This window comes from Furfurilactobacillus cerevisiae (assembly GCF_048961765.1).
GTDB lineage: Bacteria > Bacillota > Bacilli > Lactobacillales > Lactobacillaceae > Furfurilactobacillus > Furfurilactobacillus milii_A.
Genome location: NZ_CP185253.1, coordinates 2,817,464 through 2,834,475 on the forward strand (window position 1 = coordinate 2,817,464; position 17,012 = coordinate 2,834,475).

At 41.7% G+C, this 17,012-nt stretch carries 15 protein-coding genes and 1 pseudogene; 2 read left to right on the forward strand and 14 right to left on the reverse strand.

The genetic code is table 11. The features are described 5' to 3' along the window. The first annotated feature begins 377 nt into the window (after positions 1–377). On the forward strand, positions 378–2,297 hold the full coding sequence (locus ABUE36_RS13805) for an HsdM family class I SAM-dependent methyltransferase (protein ID WP_421016942.1): 1,920 nt from the start codon (positions 378–380) through the stop codon (positions 2,295–2,297). Next, positions 2,290–3,387 (forward strand): restriction endonuclease subunit S, encoded by a 1,098-nt coding sequence (locus tag ABUE36_RS13810; protein WP_421016943.1) that lies wholly within the window; start codon positions 2,290–2,292, stop codon positions 3,385–3,387. The genes ABUE36_RS13805 and ABUE36_RS13810 overlap by 8 nt, the downstream gene beginning before the upstream one ends. Positions 3,388–3,487: 100 nt before the next feature. On the opposite strand, the gene ABUE36_RS13815 is transcribed toward ABUE36_RS13810, so the two are convergent. The 14 genes and pseudogenes from ABUE36_RS13815 to ABUE36_RS13880 all read right to left on the reverse strand — a co-directional run bounded on the left by ABUE36_RS13815 (position 3,488) and on the right by ABUE36_RS13880 (position 17,000). After that, on the reverse strand, positions 3,488–4,612 hold the full coding sequence (locus ABUE36_RS13815; protein WP_421016944.1) for an ArdC-like ssDNA-binding domain-containing protein: 1,125 nt from the start codon (positions 4,610–4,612) through the stop codon (positions 3,488–3,490). A gap of 2 nt (positions 4,613–4,614) precedes the next feature. Further along, on the reverse strand, positions 4,615–4,830 hold the full coding sequence (locus tag ABUE36_RS13820; RefSeq protein WP_003660156.1) for a hypothetical protein: 216 nt from the start codon (positions 4,828–4,830) through the stop codon (positions 4,615–4,617). A 119-nt stretch (positions 4,831–4,949) separates the two neighbouring features. Then, positions 4,950–7,085, reverse strand: coding sequence for a DNA topoisomerase III (topB, locus tag ABUE36_RS13825; RefSeq protein WP_421016945.1), 2,136 nt, complete (start codon positions 7,083–7,085; stop codon positions 4,950–4,952). A gap of 6 nt (positions 7,086–7,091) precedes the next feature. Further along, complete coding sequence (locus tag ABUE36_RS13830; RefSeq protein ID WP_421016946.1) at positions 7,092–7,490, reverse strand: hypothetical protein; 399 nt, start codon at positions 7,488–7,490, stop codon at positions 7,092–7,094. 20 nt (positions 7,491–7,510) lie between these two features. Beyond that, entirely contained in the window at positions 7,511–8,380 is an 870-nt protein-coding gene (locus ABUE36_RS13835) for a conjugal transfer protein TrbL family protein (RefSeq protein WP_003712731.1), read from the reverse strand. Between the two features lie 24 nt (positions 8,381–8,404). Next, positions 8,405–9,958, reverse strand: a complete 1,554-nt coding sequence (locus tag ABUE36_RS13840; protein ID WP_421016947.1) for a VirD4-like conjugal transfer protein, CD1115 family — start codon at positions 9,956–9,958, stop codon at positions 8,405–8,407. Between the two features lies 1 nt (position 9,959). Then, on the reverse strand, positions 9,960–10,430 hold the full coding sequence (locus tag ABUE36_RS13845) for a hypothetical protein (RefSeq protein ID WP_063733905.1): 471 nt from the start codon (positions 10,428–10,430) through the stop codon (positions 9,960–9,962). Then, a complete protein-coding gene (locus tag ABUE36_RS13850) occupies positions 10,431–10,799 on the reverse strand; it encodes a thioredoxin (RefSeq protein WP_421016948.1) in 369 nt (122 codons plus the stop codon). It abuts the gene before it with no gap. Continuing rightward, complete coding sequence (locus tag ABUE36_RS13855) at positions 10,786–11,403, reverse strand: hypothetical protein (RefSeq protein WP_056986305.1); 618 nt, start codon at positions 11,401–11,403, stop codon at positions 10,786–10,788. The genes ABUE36_RS13850 and ABUE36_RS13855 overlap by 14 nt, the downstream gene beginning before the upstream one ends. A 14-nt stretch (positions 11,404–11,417) precedes the next feature. Next, positions 11,418–12,572: a phage tail tip lysozyme gene (locus ABUE36_RS13860; protein ID WP_003712725.1), complete on the reverse strand. Its 1,155-nt coding sequence runs from the start codon at positions 12,570–12,572 to the stop codon at positions 11,418–11,420. Continuing rightward, positions 12,573–13,991, reverse strand: coding sequence for a type VII secretion protein EssB/YukC (locus ABUE36_RS13865; protein ID WP_421016949.1), 1,419 nt, complete (start codon positions 13,989–13,991; stop codon positions 12,573–12,575). Beyond that, the gene (locus ABUE36_RS13870) at positions 13,984–15,999 is read right to left on the reverse strand and encodes a VirB4 family type IV secretion system protein (protein WP_421016950.1); all 2,016 of its coding nucleotides are present in this window, start codon (positions 15,997–15,999) and stop codon (positions 13,984–13,986) included. Before ABUE36_RS13870 ends, ABUE36_RS13865 begins: the two co-directional genes overlap by 8 nt. 11 nt (positions 16,000–16,010) lie before the next feature. After that, positions 16,011–16,670 (reverse strand): TrsD/TraD family conjugative transfer protein, encoded by a 660-nt coding sequence (trsD, locus tag ABUE36_RS13875; RefSeq protein WP_343525149.1) that lies wholly within the window; start codon positions 16,668–16,670, stop codon positions 16,011–16,013. Next, positions 16,639–17,000: pseudogene (locus ABUE36_RS13880) on the reverse strand (conjugal transfer protein). The gene trsD and the pseudogene ABUE36_RS13880 overlap by 32 nt, the downstream one beginning before the upstream one ends. Positions 17,001–17,012 lie beyond the last annotated feature (12 nt).

The window sequence follows — 17,012 nt, forward strand, 5'->3', positions numbered from 1 at the left end:
CTATTTCCAATCGGAGGTGGTGCTTATGGTGTTAAACCTTTAAAGCCCATAAATCCTAACGAAAGGAGTAGCCTAAGTGTCCGTGTCGGACGCTTTACAATTAATGCTGACTTTCGGTACCTTTACCGTGGCCTTAATTGCCTAGATTATCTACCACAATAACGTCACGATGGTAGGCTTATTTGTTATGCCTTCAAGTACGATATTCAGACAACACACCAGATTAAACGCCGCAACTAATAAAACAACAAAAAAGATCTCCCACACGAGGAGATCTCCGAAGGATAGAAACTATCCTTCAACACCATTTGACAAACTTCCAGAAAAACAAGAACATGGAGCTATTTGGAGATGGCTTCACGGAAAGGATGGATTAAATGGCACGAGTTGAAGGGTCTACGGATTTATGGGTGGATCACCTGTTAAATGATTCTAAGATTGATTTGGACTATCAAAGCTCTCACATAAAAAGTATTGATGATGCACTTCATACTGCTAGCAAAAAATTAAATGGGAAGTCTGGTTATCCCGAGTATGTTGGGGTCGTAAAGGACTATTTGCTGGTGATTGAAGATAAGGCTGATATTTCCAATCATGTTTATACTGATCACGATGTTATCACGACTGATGATCCGATGGTCGTTCCTAAATATGCGTTGAATGGGGCATTACATTATGCTCGGCATATTCTGGAACGGACTTCGTATAAGAGGTGTTTTGCCTTTGGGGTTTCAGGTAATGAGAAGTTGCATAAAATCACGCCAATGTTCATTAACGAGCGTGGTGACTATGATGTACTGCCAGATGTTGAGTCTTTTATTAGTTTTAACGAGAAAAACATTGATGAATATTATCTAAAAGAAGTGCTTCATGAGGAAACTAACGAGGAAAAGACTACTGCTGATATTCTTAAAGATGCTGCTCAACTCCACGAGGATTTGAGAACATACGGTCAGTTAAAAGATGTTGATAAACCGTTGGTCGTATCTGGTATTCTTTTAGCTTTGCGTGAGGGAGAAGCTCGCAACTTTAGTATTGATTCATTAACCGGTGATACGGTTAACACTGATGGTGATAAGTTAATGGACGCTATTAAATCTAATTTACGGCGTTCTAATGTCCAACCACAGACCAAGTTAGATAAGTTATTGAGTCAGTTCAGTATCATCAAAGACTCAGCTAAGTTGAATACTAAAGATTCTCGACTTGGTATGACACCATTACGTTATTACACCGAGTTTATCAATCGTACTATTTATCAAGACATTCGTTATACAAACTCTGCAGAGGACTATCTGGGTCGGTTCTATGGTGAATTTATGAGTTATTCAGGTGGTGACGGTCAAAGTTTAGGTATTATTTTGACGCCTAAGCATATCACAGAACTGTTTTGTGATCTCGTAGACCTAAAGCCTACCGACCATGTATTTGACCCTACTTGTGGGACTGCTGGCTTTCTGATCGCTGCAATGCACAATATGCTTAAACAGGCCTCTGGTGACCAGCAGCGACGTGATATTCGTCGTAATCAGCTATATGGAATTGAACTACAAGACTATATGTTCACCATTGCAACGACAAACATGATTTTACGTGGAGATGGAAAATCAAATCTAAAAAATGAGGATTTTCTGCAACAACCAGCAACAAAACTCCAAACCGAAACAATGGCCAATGTTGGTATGATGAACCCACCATACAGTCAGGGTTCAAAAAAAGATCCTGATCAATATGAAATTAGCTTCATTAAGCATTTGTTGGATAGTGTCCTTCCTGATGGTCGTGTAGCTGTGATTATTCCACAATCTACAATGGTTGGTAAGTCCAAAGCCGAAAAGCAATACAAAGAGGCTATCCTGAAAGAGCATACTCTTGAGGGGGTTATAACGTGCAATCCTAACACTTTCTATGGTGTCGGTACTAACCCCGTGATTGCTGTATTTACTGCTCATGAGCCTCACCCTGCGGATAAACAGGTCAAGTTTATTGATTTTCGTGATGATGGTTATGAAGTTAGTCCTCATATTGGATTAGTCGCAACTTCACGAGTCAAGGACCGCAAACAATACTTATTAGATGTTTGGCATGATAACGTGGAAGCTCCAACAAAGTTCTGCGTTAAGTCAACGGTTAAACCAACGGACGAATGGTTGCACAGTTTCTATTACTTTAATGATGAAGTGCCGACCGATGCGGAATTTGACAAATCAATTAGTGATTATTTAGATTTTGAGTTTTCAATGGTCATGGATGGTCGTGATTATCTGTTTAAGAAAGATGGTGACCCCAATGACTGAGTTGACTGATCGTGACTGGAAGGGCTTTGGTGCTTTTGGACCTAAGGGGCTTTTTGAGATCCATACTACAAACAGTAGCATTGATAAGAAACGGTTGGTATTGGATGGGCCTGAAATAGTGCCATATGTTACTAGATCTGCTGACAATAATGGGGTAGCACTGTTTGTGAGTGATAAGAATTATTCTTATGGCTTCGACCTGCATGACGTTATAACTGTTGGTTTGGATACACAAACAGCCTTCTATCAGCCTTATAAATTCGTTACTGGTCAAAATATTCAAATTATTACTGGTGAACATTTGACACCTCTAGTAATTCAATTCTTATTGCCTTTGCTGAGAACTCAAATGACCGCTAAATTTAATTGGGGCGGCAATGGAGCGACTTTATCACGTATGAAACGGCTTCGTTTAATGCTGCCAATTGATGATAATGGTCAGCCTGATTATGATTTTATGTCTGATTATGTACGCGAAAGGCTGAGCCAAAAACGGCAATCTTATTTAGATTATGTTCATGATCGATTAGCAGAATTGGGAACAGTTCAGTCATTGCCTGCCATTAACTCAGTGGACTGGAAGCCTTTTGTGATTAGTGAATTGTTTTCTAAATTGGTTGGCGGTAAAGGTAAAGGATTAGTGCATTTGCGCCAAGTTGATTCTGGTGGTATTGAATATTTGGGTGCTACTAATCGTAATAATGGTGTTTTATGCCGTGTTGCATTAGATGACGTGTCTAAGCCTATGGTTCAGTCAGGAAATTGTATTGGCTTTATAAAAAATGGTGATGGCGCTGCTGGATATGCCGTTTATAAAAAGGAGCCGTTTATCTCAACGACTGATGTTATTTATGGATATGCTGACTGGTTAAATCCATATACGGGATTGTTCTTTGTTGGAAGTCAGGATTTGATTAGACCTAAATATGGACATGGATATAAGCGAAATGCTCGCCATTTGCGAGTCGATAAGGTTATGTTGCCTGCTATGTCGGATGGTACCCCTGACTATAAATACATGGAACAATACGTTAAAAACAAGATGATCCAGAAGTACAATAACTATTTGCAATACATTAATGCGCGTTAATTATTTGAATTAGGAATTGTACAAAATGATGCACTCACGATCTAATAGTGATAGAAGAATGAAATCATGTCTTAATGATTATGGCGAATATAAAAATCAGCTACCGTTTTAAACTTTGATCAAGTTCGGATTCGGGTTGTTTGATTCCTGGATTCTGTTCAGCAAATGCTTGCAGCTGTTTTTGAGTTCGCTTACTGATTTTCTGGTGTACATCATTTAATTTATTTTTTAGTTCTGATTTTTGTTGTGGATTCGTTGCTTGCTGAACTTGTTTTTGCAAGCTTTGGTAGGACTTATTAAGATCATGGGCTGATAACTTTTTTAGATCATGCTCAGGCTCTTTTTGGGCTTCTTGTAAGCCTAATTGTTTGGTTAACCCGTCGCTAAGCTCAATCACTTTGTTGCTCACTTGCTGGATCTCACTTAAAGCACTATGGATCACGGCTTTATCTTTAGCCCAGGTGGCCACGTAACCGAGTGAGTAGTTGCTGGTATCAACGCCAATATTTTGCATGGCAACATACGCAACCGCTTCGGCTTGGGTTTCCTGATAGGCTCGTGGCCGATCTTTAAAGGCTGATTTTAAGCCGTGTAGCTGGCTATGCGCATATTCGTGGTATAACGTCTTTAGTTTCAAAGCATTGTCGGGCTCATCGCCACCAATGACGATTTCATTAGTGCTGGGTTGAAAATACCCCTTAGCCCCATTTAGCGTCGCTAAAGGCACTTCACTGATTTTAAGGTCGGTTTGCTGGTTTAGATAGTCCTTGAATGCGTTATACAAGCTTGTCACATTCTGATGATCCGCTAAATTTTCTTTGACAAAATCTTTAGCACTTAGGACTGGTTCGCCGCTTGTCTGTGATATGTCAAATACTGGAATATAGCGATAACCAACTATGGCTTTTTCTTCGGTCGTATCAAGCCTTTTCTGATCCTCTGGAGTTAGTTTTTTAATAATAGGGGCCGCAATCCTGATCCCTTTTTCTCCTTTATTTACTGATCGTTTAAAATCATTCTGCCATTTTTTAAAGCCTGCAACTTGGCTGGCACTTGGATTTTGAGAATAGATAAGGTCAATATTACGTTGGCTATACCGGTGAAACTTTGCTACGGTATCAAGATAACTTTTAAACTTTTCACTATCAGTTAAGTTCAAAATTTGCTGTTCTGCATTATCTACAAGTTGTTTCTTCCATTCTTCTGCTTCTTCTTTAGTTGGCATATTTAAACCTCCTCGGCGTCTACAAACTCTACAGAATTATCAATTTGGGGTAACTTGATAGATTGTGTGCCGTAAAGTGCTAAATATTCAGCATTCTTTTTTTGCCACGCAACTTGAATATATTTGCCATTACCCGCAACTTCTGATAGGTACTTATAACTGCTTTTATCCGTCAAAATAGGTAATTCGCTTGCTAATGCTTCCAGTTCATTTTTCATGATATATCCTCCTTCTTTTACAATTACACTCGTTGGTTAGGTTCACTTTTTGGTTTTTGAAAAGTAAACCTAAATGACGAGTTCACCAACCGCAACAACGTGCAGGGCGGTAGGCTGGTTTAATCAAAATCAAAACTTAATTTATGGCCGTCAAGCTTTAACTTGGCGTCAAACGACTTTCCTTTTTTGCTCTTGAAACCCTTTAATTTGCTGGTTTCCCCCTTGGTGACCAGCGCTTTAATTGCGGTCTTCCCGAGCGTCTTGCTACTCCATTTCTTAGGTAAGGTAAAATCTTCACCTTGCTTGGGCTTCACAATGTAAAACTTCTGTTTATTTAAAACGGTCGCTTGCGGTGTTTCTAAGAATACTTCGGCGGCTTTTTGCGCTTGCTGTTGGTGATCGATTTGTTGCTTAATGGCTGCACTGCCAGTCAATTGTGTGGGAACATCAGCAATCAATTTTTCCACGAACTTTTTAATCTGGCTCAAAAAGTTATCCGGGGTGCGTTCTTCGGTACTGATTTGTTGTAACGCTTGCTCCCATTTTGCTGTCATCTCTGGGCTAGTTAACAAGGGTTCGAGTTCAACCGCTTTACATAAAGTAATCCCCGCTTCACTGACGTGGAGCTTGTTCTTTTCAGTAACTAAATAGCCGCGCTTCTTTAACACTTCCAGCACATTTGCCCGGGTTGCACTCGTTCCAATGCCTTGCACATCTTTAAGAATCGCTTGGGCTTCTTCATCATCAAGTGTTTTACCGGCCGTCTTCATTGCCGTAATTAAGGTACCTTCGGTAAAGGGCACCGGTGGTGTCGTTTCTTTTTGCGGTGTTTGCAGATTTGCTTGAACCTGATCGCCCTGGTGAACGAGTGGTAAGGTGGCTGTTTCTTGCTGGTCGGCTTTGTGATCATCAAATAAAGCTTGCCAGCCTTGCTTAGTTGGGACCTTACCGGTTGCTTTAAAATTGGCGGCACCAACTTGGGTGATAATGGTGGTTTCCTCGTACTCGTACGGATCAGCAAACATCGCTAACGTCGTTCTTAAAACCAAGTCATAGACTTGTTGCTGTAATTTAGGTAAGCTGGCTAGTTTCTCTTTCGTCGGCACAACTTTAGTCATGATAATGGCGTAATGTTCTTCAACCTTTTTCCCATTGACGTAACGTTTATTTGGGGTGGTATTGGTTAAAGCGACTTGCTTAGAGACCAAACCCAGATACTTCGTCAGATTAGCCACTAAATAATCAAATTCTTCATCAGTGATATAAGCACAATCCGTTCGGGGATAACTCAGCAACTTGGCTTCATATAAACTTTGAATGGCCGCTAAGGTTTGGCTGGCACTGGCGTGATAACGTTTATTCATGGCACTTTGCAGACTGGATAGTGAGAATAGTTGGGGACTAGCACGCTTTTTAGCCTGTTTTTGGACGTCCTTGATTAAACCGCCCTGTGAGCCTTTCTGAACGTGTTTAGCTTGCATGAATGTCATCAGCCCTGTTTCGTCTTTAAATCGCTGATAGGGGTCTAATTTTGCGACGAATTTTTGCTGATTAGCAAGAATTTCCGCATTTAGTTCAAAATAGGGTTCCGGCTTAAAGTTTTTGATTGCCTGGTCTCTTTGATAGACCATATACAAGGTTGGCGTCTGCACGCGACCAATTGAGTATACCCCGCGTACCCCGTTTTGTCTTAATAACAAAGTATATAAGGGACTACCATTCATACCGATCAACCAATCACTAATTTGCCGGGTTTGAGCTTCTTTATAAGCCAAATAGTCTTTGTGCCAGTCACCAAGATTTTTAAAGCCGGTAATAATGGCGTCTTTTTCTAGGCTATTTAACCATAGCCGCTTAATGGTCTTCTTTTTAACGTCAATCTGGGCTTGGTTCATGATTGACCAGGCGATATTGGAGCCTTCCCGACCACTATCGGTGGCAACAATAATGGTATCGGCCTTCGTTAACAGGTCTTTGACGATCCCGTATTGGTCTTTTTTACTAGCTGACACCACAAACTTGTATTTATCGGGAAAAATCGGTAAATTAGATAGGGCCCATTGCTGATATTTCTGATCATATTTATCCGGTGTGGCCAGTTCAACTAAATGTCCGAGACCATATGTCACAAGCGTATTCTCGGGCAAAACAGGGTCACTAACCGTATAGTAACCCTGTTTTTTTGTGCTCTTTTGGAAGGCTTGGACGTATGAACGGGCTTGACTGGGTTTTTCGGCTAAGATAACAGTGGTCATGTTCGTTCACTCCTTGTGATTAAGTTTTTGATCTAATTCTTCTTTGCCTTGGTTCGCACTATCCAACCAGGCTTGTTTTCTAAGTGCTTGCATGTCTTCTTGTTTGACCTGCTCATAAGCCTGTTGACGTTCCTTTAAGCAATCTTTGTAAGCTTTATGTTCACTTTTAGCTCCGCTTCTTAGAATCATGACTAGGGCACTGCCACCCACTAGCAAAACGATTACTTCAAGCCACAGGTAAGCTAAAACTTCATATAGAACTAGCAAACCTCCCATAACGATGACGAACCATTCTAGTGATCGATACAGATAGTAGAAGATCAAGTGGTCAAGTGGATTTCCTTTAAAAACATTGACATGCGAATCAACTCGCCACTTCGTTTTTATTTTTTCTCGCCACTTCATTTAAGTAACCCCCCTTTGGCCTAATGCTTCATTCTATTTTTTAACATTCTCATAGCCCCTGCCAAACCGCTTTTGGTAGCACCAGTTGAACTCCAAAAATCTTCGATAGCCTTTGGTGTGTGCAATACCAGCCACCCCATACCAATGGATAAAGCAAAGGCACCAATTCCATTACTACCCCAATGAGTAACCCCCCAAACACATAGGGTCATGGATAACACTTGTGAGAGCATAGAAGCGTTTAGGTAAATTAACTTCTTCCACCACGTGCCACTATAATCCCACGTCTCGGTTGCGATACTGATGGCCGCAAACGGGATTGTTAGATAGAACCAGGCTATATCAGCCATAAAGATACACATTTTGAAGAAGAAGAACACGGTCACTATCGCAAAGAATCCTAATAATATCAGTGACATAACCGATCCTATCGCCAATGTTCCACCAATATTTTTTGAACCGGTAATCATTGAAGCTGTGTACTTACTATTCATTGAAAACATAAATTTACCGAGTGGAAACACGATTGCTTTCAGTAAAAATCCTTGTAAAAAGACCATGACCGGAATTGCGGCGGCTGATTTAAGACTGTCCATCACAATATTGGCCCAAGTAACATCGGTACTTTCATCGGCCTCTTTTAGCAAAGTTCCAATGATTCTTCCTAGGACAACCACGACTACTAAGGACGTCGCAAAAGTAAGAAAGATTGCATACCATTGGTCTAGGACAGATTCATGTTGACCGATTTGATCAAAAATAGCTCTGCACCATGAGGTTATACCATTCATTGCCCCACTAAAAACTCCTTTAAGCCATTCATTAATTGCACCCGAAATTTTATCACCTAAGAAGCTTGCTAAAACTGGGTGGAAGTAAAAACTTTTCATATTTTAACTCCCCTTTCCTATTCATTAGCCAAATAAGTTGTTATCGTCGTCCTCTTTTGGCTCCTCTGTTTGACTATCTTTATTTGAAACCCTCTCTAAGTCGCTGTCTAGGTTGTCCTGCTGTTGCTCCTCCTCTGTTTGAGACATCTTGTTTGCGGCTTTTTTTTGAGCAGTCTCCTTTAATTTTGCTTTCCATTTCTCTACTCTTTGATGAAAGTTGGTTTCCTGGCTGGCTTCTGGTTGGCCTTGATACTCATTCTGTGACAAGTTAACCAAATGATCAGCCCCTGGAAATAGTTTAAATTGGAACGCTTTTGTAGCTTTGACTGGTCGCGCATTGCTAAAGATTAATAAGCTCTGATCTTCGGGCATACGCATGATTTCATCGGGTGTCATGAGTGAACGGCTCGTATAGCTGTAACTATCGCTCTTGCTGTGGCTTTCTTCCTTGCTATGACTGGTACTCTCACTACCGGTTTCCACTTTTACGGTCGATTTACCTAACAAATCACTAAAGTATTTCGCAGTCACATCATTAGCGGCATTCAAGCAAATTTTAACGGCATGATTACCTAAGATACTTTCGGCTTTATCCTTGCCATACAAAGCTTGGAGCTGGGTTAAGGTCTGACAAATGGTCGTCACGCCAATACCGTACCCCCGACAGGTAGCTAAAAATTCTTCATATTTTGGGAATTTTCCTAAGTTGACAAATTCATCAAGGATAAAGTCGACTTGGTGGGGCAATTTAGCGTGATGATCGGCGGCTAATTTGTATAATTCATCAAACAATTGTGAGAAAAACAGATTGATGAAGCTTTCATAAGTATTATCCATGACGGGGATAATTACATATAGAACAACTTTGGCGTTGCCAATCTCTTTTAAATCAAAATCTGAAAAGCTGGTAAAATCGGCCACTTCTTTGTCGACGAACTTCGAAATGGTCGCCAACAGGCTTTCAATAATGCTGGCTTTCATTTCCCCTTTGGCCTTTTTGAAACCTAACTCATAAGCGCGTCTCGCTGGATCAGACATGGTTAGATCAAGAAATAAGGTGTCTAATGGACTATCTGCACCTTTTTCCTTGGCTTCCACATCGTTTTCTTGCAACACTTGGGTCACACCCGCCAAATTCCGTTGCTCTGGTGGCCGGTGGTTCATGACAAACAGGATTAGTGCCTTCAAAAGTTGCCGTTGGGTACTAAACCACACATCTTTTTTGCCCTCGGCATTTTCACTCTGAACGATCTTTGTTGCCACGGTTTCGGCTTGAATATCGCGCTGAATATAATCAAAGGGATTGTAGCGGTCACTGTGCGCCATGTTCGCAAAGTTGACGACATGTACTTGATAACCCTGGGCTAGTTTGACACCGGCCGTCTTTTCGTATAATTCACCTTTCGGGTCGGTTACGACAATGCTGTTCTCCGTTTCGTTAAACAAGTTGGTAATGACGACTGACTGGGTCTTATACGATCCTGGGCCCCCAACCACAAAGATATTCCGGTTTGGTTTGGTGCTGTTATTCTGGTAAACAATCCGTTTATCCACGATCCCTAAAATTGTCCCATTCATGTTAATCTGCCCCCTTCGCTGACTTTTCTCGATCCACTAATGATTTGAGAATTTCGGCCTTGGTACTCTTGTTAAATGCTGTGGTGAGGTCTTTGGCATTGATACTAAAGTAATGGTCACTCAATTCTTTTAGATTACCCCAAGTCGCGCTCCCGTGGGTTTCAGTGTCTGCGGTTTCCCACGCTTTGTGCTTGCTATTGCGCTTCAAAGCAAAATAGATGGTGTATAGGACCACGGCGACACTGACAATAATTAGTACTGGGTTCTTTTGGCCCAAATACAAGTTGTAATAGTGCCAAGGGTGTAAGGCTAATTGTTTTAATACGGTTGGCATATGATCTGCAAATGCCAACTTATAGCGGGACAAGGCCATGACAGAGCCAGCTAAAATCTCCGCTAAATACAAGCCAATGATTAGCGTTAGTAGGTACGGCCAACTGGCTTTAACGCTGTTTAATAATTTGTCTTTCATCTAATCACCCACTATCTGTTTAATTCTTTGTTGGTTGGTGCCGGTGTACCGTTGCTTACCATGGATCAAGGTTGGTACTGACGTTAATTGATATTTTTGAATGTAATGCCGATTCTGCGGTTGATTCATGTTAATCAAGACGATGTTGTGACTGATTACGTTATGCCAATAAATCTGGTGGAAAATAGCTTGGCAATCCGGGCAATCATCACGGTAAAAGAACAGAGCTTTATCAGAATGCTTAGCCAGCGTCACAACTGTTTTCTCTTTCTCAACATGGTTCACATAGCTATGACCTGCAAAGCCTAATACTGCAAGTATCACCACGATCACCGCTAGGGCTTTGCTTACTTTTTTAATCAAGGTCACTCGCTTTAAAACTGTTCCCAAGATTCTGTACATCAGTGATTCGATCCGTGGTGGTATCGAAAGTCACTTGATAAAGTACCGTCGCCTTTTGCCAGTCGTTGTCGCCACTCTTACTTTCGTAACTGACAACGGCCAAGCCTTTCATATTTTGCCCCTGCTTACTTTGCGTATACAGGTTCAGTTGATTTAACTTAGCTGAAACACTATTGCTATCACCATACGTGCCCTTATTTGAAAAGTATTGCTGATATAGCTTGTCGGAAATCAAGTCTTTCACGCCATCTTTACGCTGTCCGTAGGTCTTGGGCTTAAAGTTGTTCATGACCTTAAAGAACTTGGTGACTACCGTATTAAAGCTTAGTTCAGCCTGACTTTTGTCTTTATTATTTTGGTAGGTCTTATAACTGTCAATTTGGGTGCTCAATAACTGCTTTTGTTGGTTGGTTTTAGTCAATTGCTGGTTAACTTGTCGCTTCTGTTTTTGTAAACGACTAATCTGCTGTTGCGCCTGCTTAACTTGGCTATGTTGATAGGCATTCGCCCCTAATGACATGATTAAGATCAAACTACCAATCGCAATACTTAAAACCATGCTCCGCTTCATTTGTTGGTTCCTCCTTACTTCTTGATTGGCCGGGCTAACGTTACATCGCTACCACTTAGTAAGCTATAAAAGGCGGTGCCAAAGGTGCTTTCGTTAACCTTGTCGCCGACACCACCTTGCTCAATGATCTTGGTGGCTTTACCTTGCCATTTGCCTAGCAGAATGGCGGTATGCCCGTTGTTGCCGGCCCCGGCGCCTTGATTAACAATCACAATATCGCCAGCTTTCGCGTCATTTTCACTGATTTGTTTCAAGTATTGATGGCTACCTTTGGCGTCACTAGCCATCGTGCCGGTAAACCAGCCCATATTGGCCGGTACCTTGTAACCAGCTTTATTAAGCGCTAACCAGACAAAGCCCGAACAATCTGTTCCACCAGTTTTGCTGGGATTCTTTAAATCACTGCCTAAATCGGGGCTGGGGTGGGTTTGAACATAGTAGAAATCGCCTTTCATACTTTCTGCGTTTTTAACGATACTACCGCCGGAATAGCTCGGGTCACTATCACAACCTAGTTCGGTCAGATTGCCGGAACTCGCATTGTCTAACGTATTACCGGCCACGGGATCACTTGCACCCAACACGGAATACCAATGATCGGCATAACCGTATCTTTGGCTTAAATACCATTGTTCCGGGTTCTTACTCATACCCTCGTAATCCATTAACCAGGATTTGGTCGCTTTATGCACGTCCGTATATTTAAAAATCTGCTTGTTTGACGCATAGTAACTACTGTTCAATTCTTGATCGAGATAGTCCAACTGAACCCCGAGATTGGTCGCTGATTTGTTTTCTTTATGGGCTAAATCTTCCAGTTTATCTTTTCGACCACCTAACCACTGGGCTAAGCCCGTGGCCCCGGAACTGGAATTAACGGACTTGGGATCAAGGCGACTTTCTAGTTGTAAGACCCCCAAGATACCGGCGGCCGCTTGTGGGGTGGCACCATACTTTTGTTTCCAGTGGGCATAGATGTTTTTGGCATTTTCCGTCATGCTCTTACTATCTAATTGCGTTTCTGTGGTCGTTGAATTATCACAACTGTTTTCTTGCAATTGACCTGTTACTGCCGCAATTAACAAGATGATTAGCAGAAGGGCGCCACCCACAATATAAGCAATCAATTTCCACTTCTTTTTCTTATATTCAAATGACAATACCTGCATTTAATCACCCACTTTGTGCTTGGCCTGATCGACTTGTTTTTGCGCTGCTGATTGGTCACTCTGCGCGTTCTTTAAGTCCGACTTAGCCGAATCCACCTTCTTATCTTTATCCTTATCTTTACTGCCATCAATCTTGTTGGCGTCATCTAACTTCTTTTGGGCGTCACTAACTTCGTTCTTAGCGGCATTGAGGCTTAATAGCGCTTTGAGATACTTGGCTTTAGGGCTGTTCACCCCAGCTAATTTGGTTTGGACGGTCTGGGCGTCTTGCGTATCGTTATGGGCTAGGAAGGCTTGTCCCATTCTCAATAAAACATCAGCGTTCGTCGTAAAGGATAATTGGTTATTGAGCGTATTGGTATCGTAGTTAACGATGGCTTTTTCAAGTTTCAACTGGTCTTTTTGCTTGCTTGTCGCCTTAGTTGGCAATTCCCACTTGGCAACCTGCCCGCTATCCTTGTTGGCATAAGCCGTGTTGACAACCTTATTCAACTGGCTTGGGTCAACCTTTAAAGCTTGCTGGTACTGACCATGCTTTAAAAAGACATTGACTTGCTTAGTTGCAGGATAGCCGGCTCGTTGCATATCTTTTTGTGCTTCTGACCACTTATGATCATTTAAAGCGGTCTGAATTTGACCGCTATATTTTAATCGCGTGACTTGGGCTTGGTTCTGGTTAGCTAAGCTTTGATACTTTCTTTCGTCACTTTTATGGACTAAGCCGACGGCCAAAACGGCCACAATCGCCACTCCGGCCACGCTCAACCATAAACGTTGTTTGGTTTTCTGCTGGGCCGTTTCAACTGCCTGCCATTCGTGATAGCTCACAAAGTCCTCAATGCCGTTAACCACTTCCGTTAACTCATTTAACGACGTAGCTTTAGCTACTTGTTGTAAATAGTCGTCCGGGTGTTTGGCTAGGGCTTCTTTAGGATTGCTTAGTAGCCGTTCATAGGGCGTCCCCGTCAAACAAAATAGAATCAGCGCTTTGTATTTAGCTAAATTGCTGTGCTTGTCATCATAGGGCATGAGTTCATTGGCCCGGTAGGCGTACCAAACATGTTGCATGGGGTAATACCAGAGGTTAGCTGGGTTCAACGCAATGTGATACTGGCTATCAGCAACCACCTTTTGCGCCATAATTTCCTTGGCAATCGCTGACCGGATTGCCTTATTTTCATGTGGCAAGGACTTCAAAGATTTTACCCGATCGGGTAAAGCATAGGTAAGTACAACTCTTTCATCTTGTTCCACGATATTTAGCAGCCGTAAAAAGTTTGGGGTTTCTTTTTTCAGCTCATTTAATTCACTAATATTGTCATAACGAAATTGGCTACGATCAAGCTCAAGGGTGAGTTTATCTTTTATCCGTTTAAACGTCCCAACTTCGATATTTAATAGTTCTAAGTCTTTACTCATTTAAAGTTCCCCCTTTCTCTTCTGTGGTTGTTAAGGTATCAATCTCACTTGGTGTCAATACAACTCTCTTTTGATAATCCGGTTGTTCGGCTGTCTCACGATTGTATTTTTCTTGGTAAGCTTCTGGGTCGATTAGTCGCAATTCTTCTTCGGTCAATTCAACTTTCATAAAGGCTCGTTGACTGCCATAAATCATCAGGGCTTCACCTTGCCGGCGGCGCTCCAATAATTTCTTTTCTTTATCCGAGAACGTCATTCTCAACTTAGTAATCACATCATCAACGCCTTTACCGTCTAACCCGAAAAAGATTTTCGTGTAGGAGTTACCGATAATAGCTTCACCTATGTTTTGACCGGTATCAGTCGTTCCTTCGATCACATCTTGAATTTGCTGTGTTCCGGCGATCGCCCCGGCATTGTACTTTCTAAACCGCTTGTATGCTTGGTGGAAAAAGGTGGCGGCCGCTTTGTGCAAAGTCAAAAAGTGAAATTCATCGACAAACAATTTCTTGCGGCTATGCCGATCTTTGGTGATTTCGTCCCACAAATACTGGAAGGTATTCAGATAAGCCGCTGATTGGACTTCCTGTTCACTTTGTAGGGGTTTTAGATCAAAAGAAATGATCTTTCCCTTTAGGTTGACGTTGGTGTGGCCGTCAAATAGGCTGTTAGAACCATGGGTATAACTACCTAAGATGTAGTAGAAGTCTTTAACCCGATTGAATTTGTCGGCGTCCTTATCTGCCAGTTTTTCCAACTCGTCATAAACATTGGATAAGGTCGGCCACTGATCGTCTTTAATCTCTTTTAAGCGGCTATATTTCAAAACGCCACTGTTGACGTAAGCTTGTTTAACGACATCATCAAGGATTGCCAGCTCAACTTGGGTAATCCCGGTTTTAAGGACTTCAAAGAATCCCTTTAATCGCTGGATTTTATCTTTAACTAGTAAATCAAGGTTCGTGACCGCCTCATCGGCGCTTAGGATTTCTTCGGAGAAAATTTGGAGCGGGTTAATTTTGTACTTCGCATTAGAAGTTAAGTGCAAGACTGCCCCACCCAGGGCTTCAACAATCTTGGTATATTCGTTTTCTGGATCAATAATGTAGATTTGATAGTCTTGAATGGCGTAGCGTAGGATTTTCTGAATCATATAGGTGGTCTTGCCGACCCCCGAGGTCCCGATAATCACTTGATTTTGATTTAGGGTCTTGTTGCGATCCAACATATCTACGGCAATTAAGCTGTTGGTATCTTTGTTAACCCCTTCAATATCGCTTCTAGGCTTCAAGTCCAAAATCTCCGCGTCATCAAAGGGAAACATGCTGCTGGCGACTTCGGTATTACTCTCTTTATAGGTGTAATCCCCCATGAGGTTCTCGTTAATTGGCATGGTTGACCAAAATGCTTGAAAAGTCGCTTTAACGGGTACTAAAGGTTTCATTTGCAACTTAATCAACGTATTCTTAACGTTTTCGGTTAAGTCGTCTAGTTCTGCTAAACTGTTGGCCCGCAGATAAATCAGCATATGTTGGTACACAAATGTGGTAGAATTATCAAGGTATTTATCTAGTTGCATGTTGGCTGAATCAATATAATTTTGCAGAATCTTCTTTTTATACGGGTCGAACGTATTTAACTTCTGTGCTTCCTTATTTTGAATCGTCTTCTTGTAATAGGTAATCATTGAATTGTTACTGGCGCTGTCGATATATTGCACAATATCGATAACGCCTTTTTTGCGCTTCAATTCTGATAACCAGTTGCCATACACCCGCTTGGGATAGTCAGCAATCGCTAACACCCGAATAAAATTCTCGCCCGACTGGACGTAGGTGGGGTACTGTTCCCAGCTAAACGGGAATAGTGAATGCAAGCTATCGCGATCAATCAGCTTGGTAAAGTCTTCAACCTCCGGTTTTTGTTTATTAACCGCTGGTTCACTATTTTGCCTACTTTCTTTCTTGGTTGGCATGAACAAATCAATGACCTTATCGCCAAAACTCATTTTGTTTCCCCCTATCCATTAAAATTGATCAAGTTCTTTAAAATCTCTTGGACTTCTTGACTAGTCAACACTTTGGCCGTCACATCAAAGTCCGTTAACGCATTTTCAATGTCTCGTTTAACCTGTTCGATCTTTTCGTCTAAATGAGTGACGGCTAAGGTTAAGCTTTTAACGCTCTTGTCTTTAATCGGTACCTTAACGATTAGCAGATGTTGCTTAGTTGTCATGTTTTTGGATTCCTGGACTTTAGTAAAGTGGTCCAAATAACTGGCTATGAGTTGGATTTTGAACTGTTGCTCCGGGTGGTCTTTTTGTAAGGCGAGATACCGCCGTTTGAGACCATTGAGATAAGCCGTCATATTGACGGGAATCGTCGGTTCTAAGAACTGTAAGGTGTCATCAACCCCTTCACCTAAGGTACTCATGAGAAACGCGCCATAGTCCTCAAAAACGTCCTGTTGTTCGGTTTCATTAAGTAGATCAAGGTTGATCCCACTAACTTCCAAAATACCGACCAGATTACCAGTTTTGGTAACTTCATAATTACCGTACATACCTACGACCAAGCTCATATCATCAATGGTTTGTTTACCGCCGTTGATCTTCGGTGGTTGGTAATCCCAATCTAGTTTCGCTGATTTATTGGCGGTTTTGCTCTTCTTCAAACGCATTTAGTTCACCTCGCTTCTTCGGTTTTAATAAAACAACTTTTGGCTATTGGCATAGCGGCGTTTCAAGTTAAAGTTATCCCGCACTTTAATATTCTTCCGCGCCGCAACTGGCCGAATTGTTAAAATAGCCATGACAATCGTCATGGCTAAGACAACAATCACTATTTTTATCAGGACTAAAATCAGACCATAGGGTGGGATCGCAATAAAAATTAAACCCACTAGTCCTGCCAGCGCCGCATAGCCAAAATCCTTCAAGGTGTAGTCTTTCCAGATCCCGTAATCTTTATCTACGTTCTCTGGGAAGATAAATTCTTTTCCTTTCTTCATTTGGCAGGCTCC

What these genes read in the sequence shown, in the direction of transcription:
- ABUE36_RS13805 (WP_421016942.1), top strand. Translation starts at nt 378, where the DNA reads ATGGCACGAGTTGAAGGGTCTACGGATTTATGGGTGGATCACCTGTTA.
- ABUE36_RS13810 (WP_421016943.1), top strand. Translation starts at nt 2,290, where the DNA reads ATGACTGAGTTGACTGATCGTGACTGGAAGGGCTTTGGTGCTTTTGGA.
- ABUE36_RS13815 (WP_421016944.1), bottom strand. Translation starts at nt 4,612, where the DNA reads ATGCCAACTAAAGAAGAAGCAGAAGAATGGAAGAAACAACTTGTAGAT.
- ABUE36_RS13820 (WP_003660156.1), bottom strand. Translation starts at nt 4,830, where the DNA reads ATGAAAAATGAACTGGAAGCATTAGCAAGCGAATTACCTATTTTGACG.
- topB (WP_421016945.1), bottom strand. Translation starts at nt 7,085, where the DNA reads ATGACCACTGTTATCTTAGCCGAAAAACCCAGTCAAGCCCGTTCATAC.
- ABUE36_RS13830 (WP_421016946.1), bottom strand. Translation starts at nt 7,490, where the DNA reads ATGAAGTGGCGAGAAAAAATAAAAACGAAGTGGCGAGTTGATTCGCAT.
- ABUE36_RS13835 (WP_003712731.1), bottom strand. Translation starts at nt 8,380, where the DNA reads ATGAAAAGTTTTTACTTCCACCCAGTTTTAGCAAGCTTCTTAGGTGAT.
- ABUE36_RS13840 (WP_421016947.1), bottom strand. Translation starts at nt 9,958, where the DNA reads ATGAATGGGACAATTTTAGGGATCGTGGATAAACGGATTGTTTACCAG.
- ABUE36_RS13845 (WP_063733905.1), bottom strand. Translation starts at nt 10,430, where the DNA reads ATGAAAGACAAATTATTAAACAGCGTTAAAGCCAGTTGGCCGTACCTA.
- ABUE36_RS13855 (WP_056986305.1), bottom strand. Translation starts at nt 11,403, where the DNA reads ATGAAGCGGAGCATGGTTTTAAGTATTGCGATTGGTAGTTTGATCTTA.
- ABUE36_RS13860 (WP_003712725.1), bottom strand. Translation starts at nt 12,572, where the DNA reads ATGCAGGTATTGTCATTTGAATATAAGAAAAAGAAGTGGAAATTGATT.
- ABUE36_RS13865 (WP_421016949.1), bottom strand. Translation starts at nt 13,991, where the DNA reads ATGAGTAAAGACTTAGAACTATTAAATATCGAAGTTGGGACGTTTAAA.
- ABUE36_RS13870 (WP_421016950.1), bottom strand. Translation starts at nt 15,999, where the DNA reads ATGAGTTTTGGCGATAAGGTCATTGATTTGTTCATGCCAACCAAGAAA.
- trsD (WP_343525149.1), bottom strand. Translation starts at nt 16,670, where the DNA reads ATGCGTTTGAAGAAGAGCAAAACCGCCAATAAATCAGCGAAACTAGAT.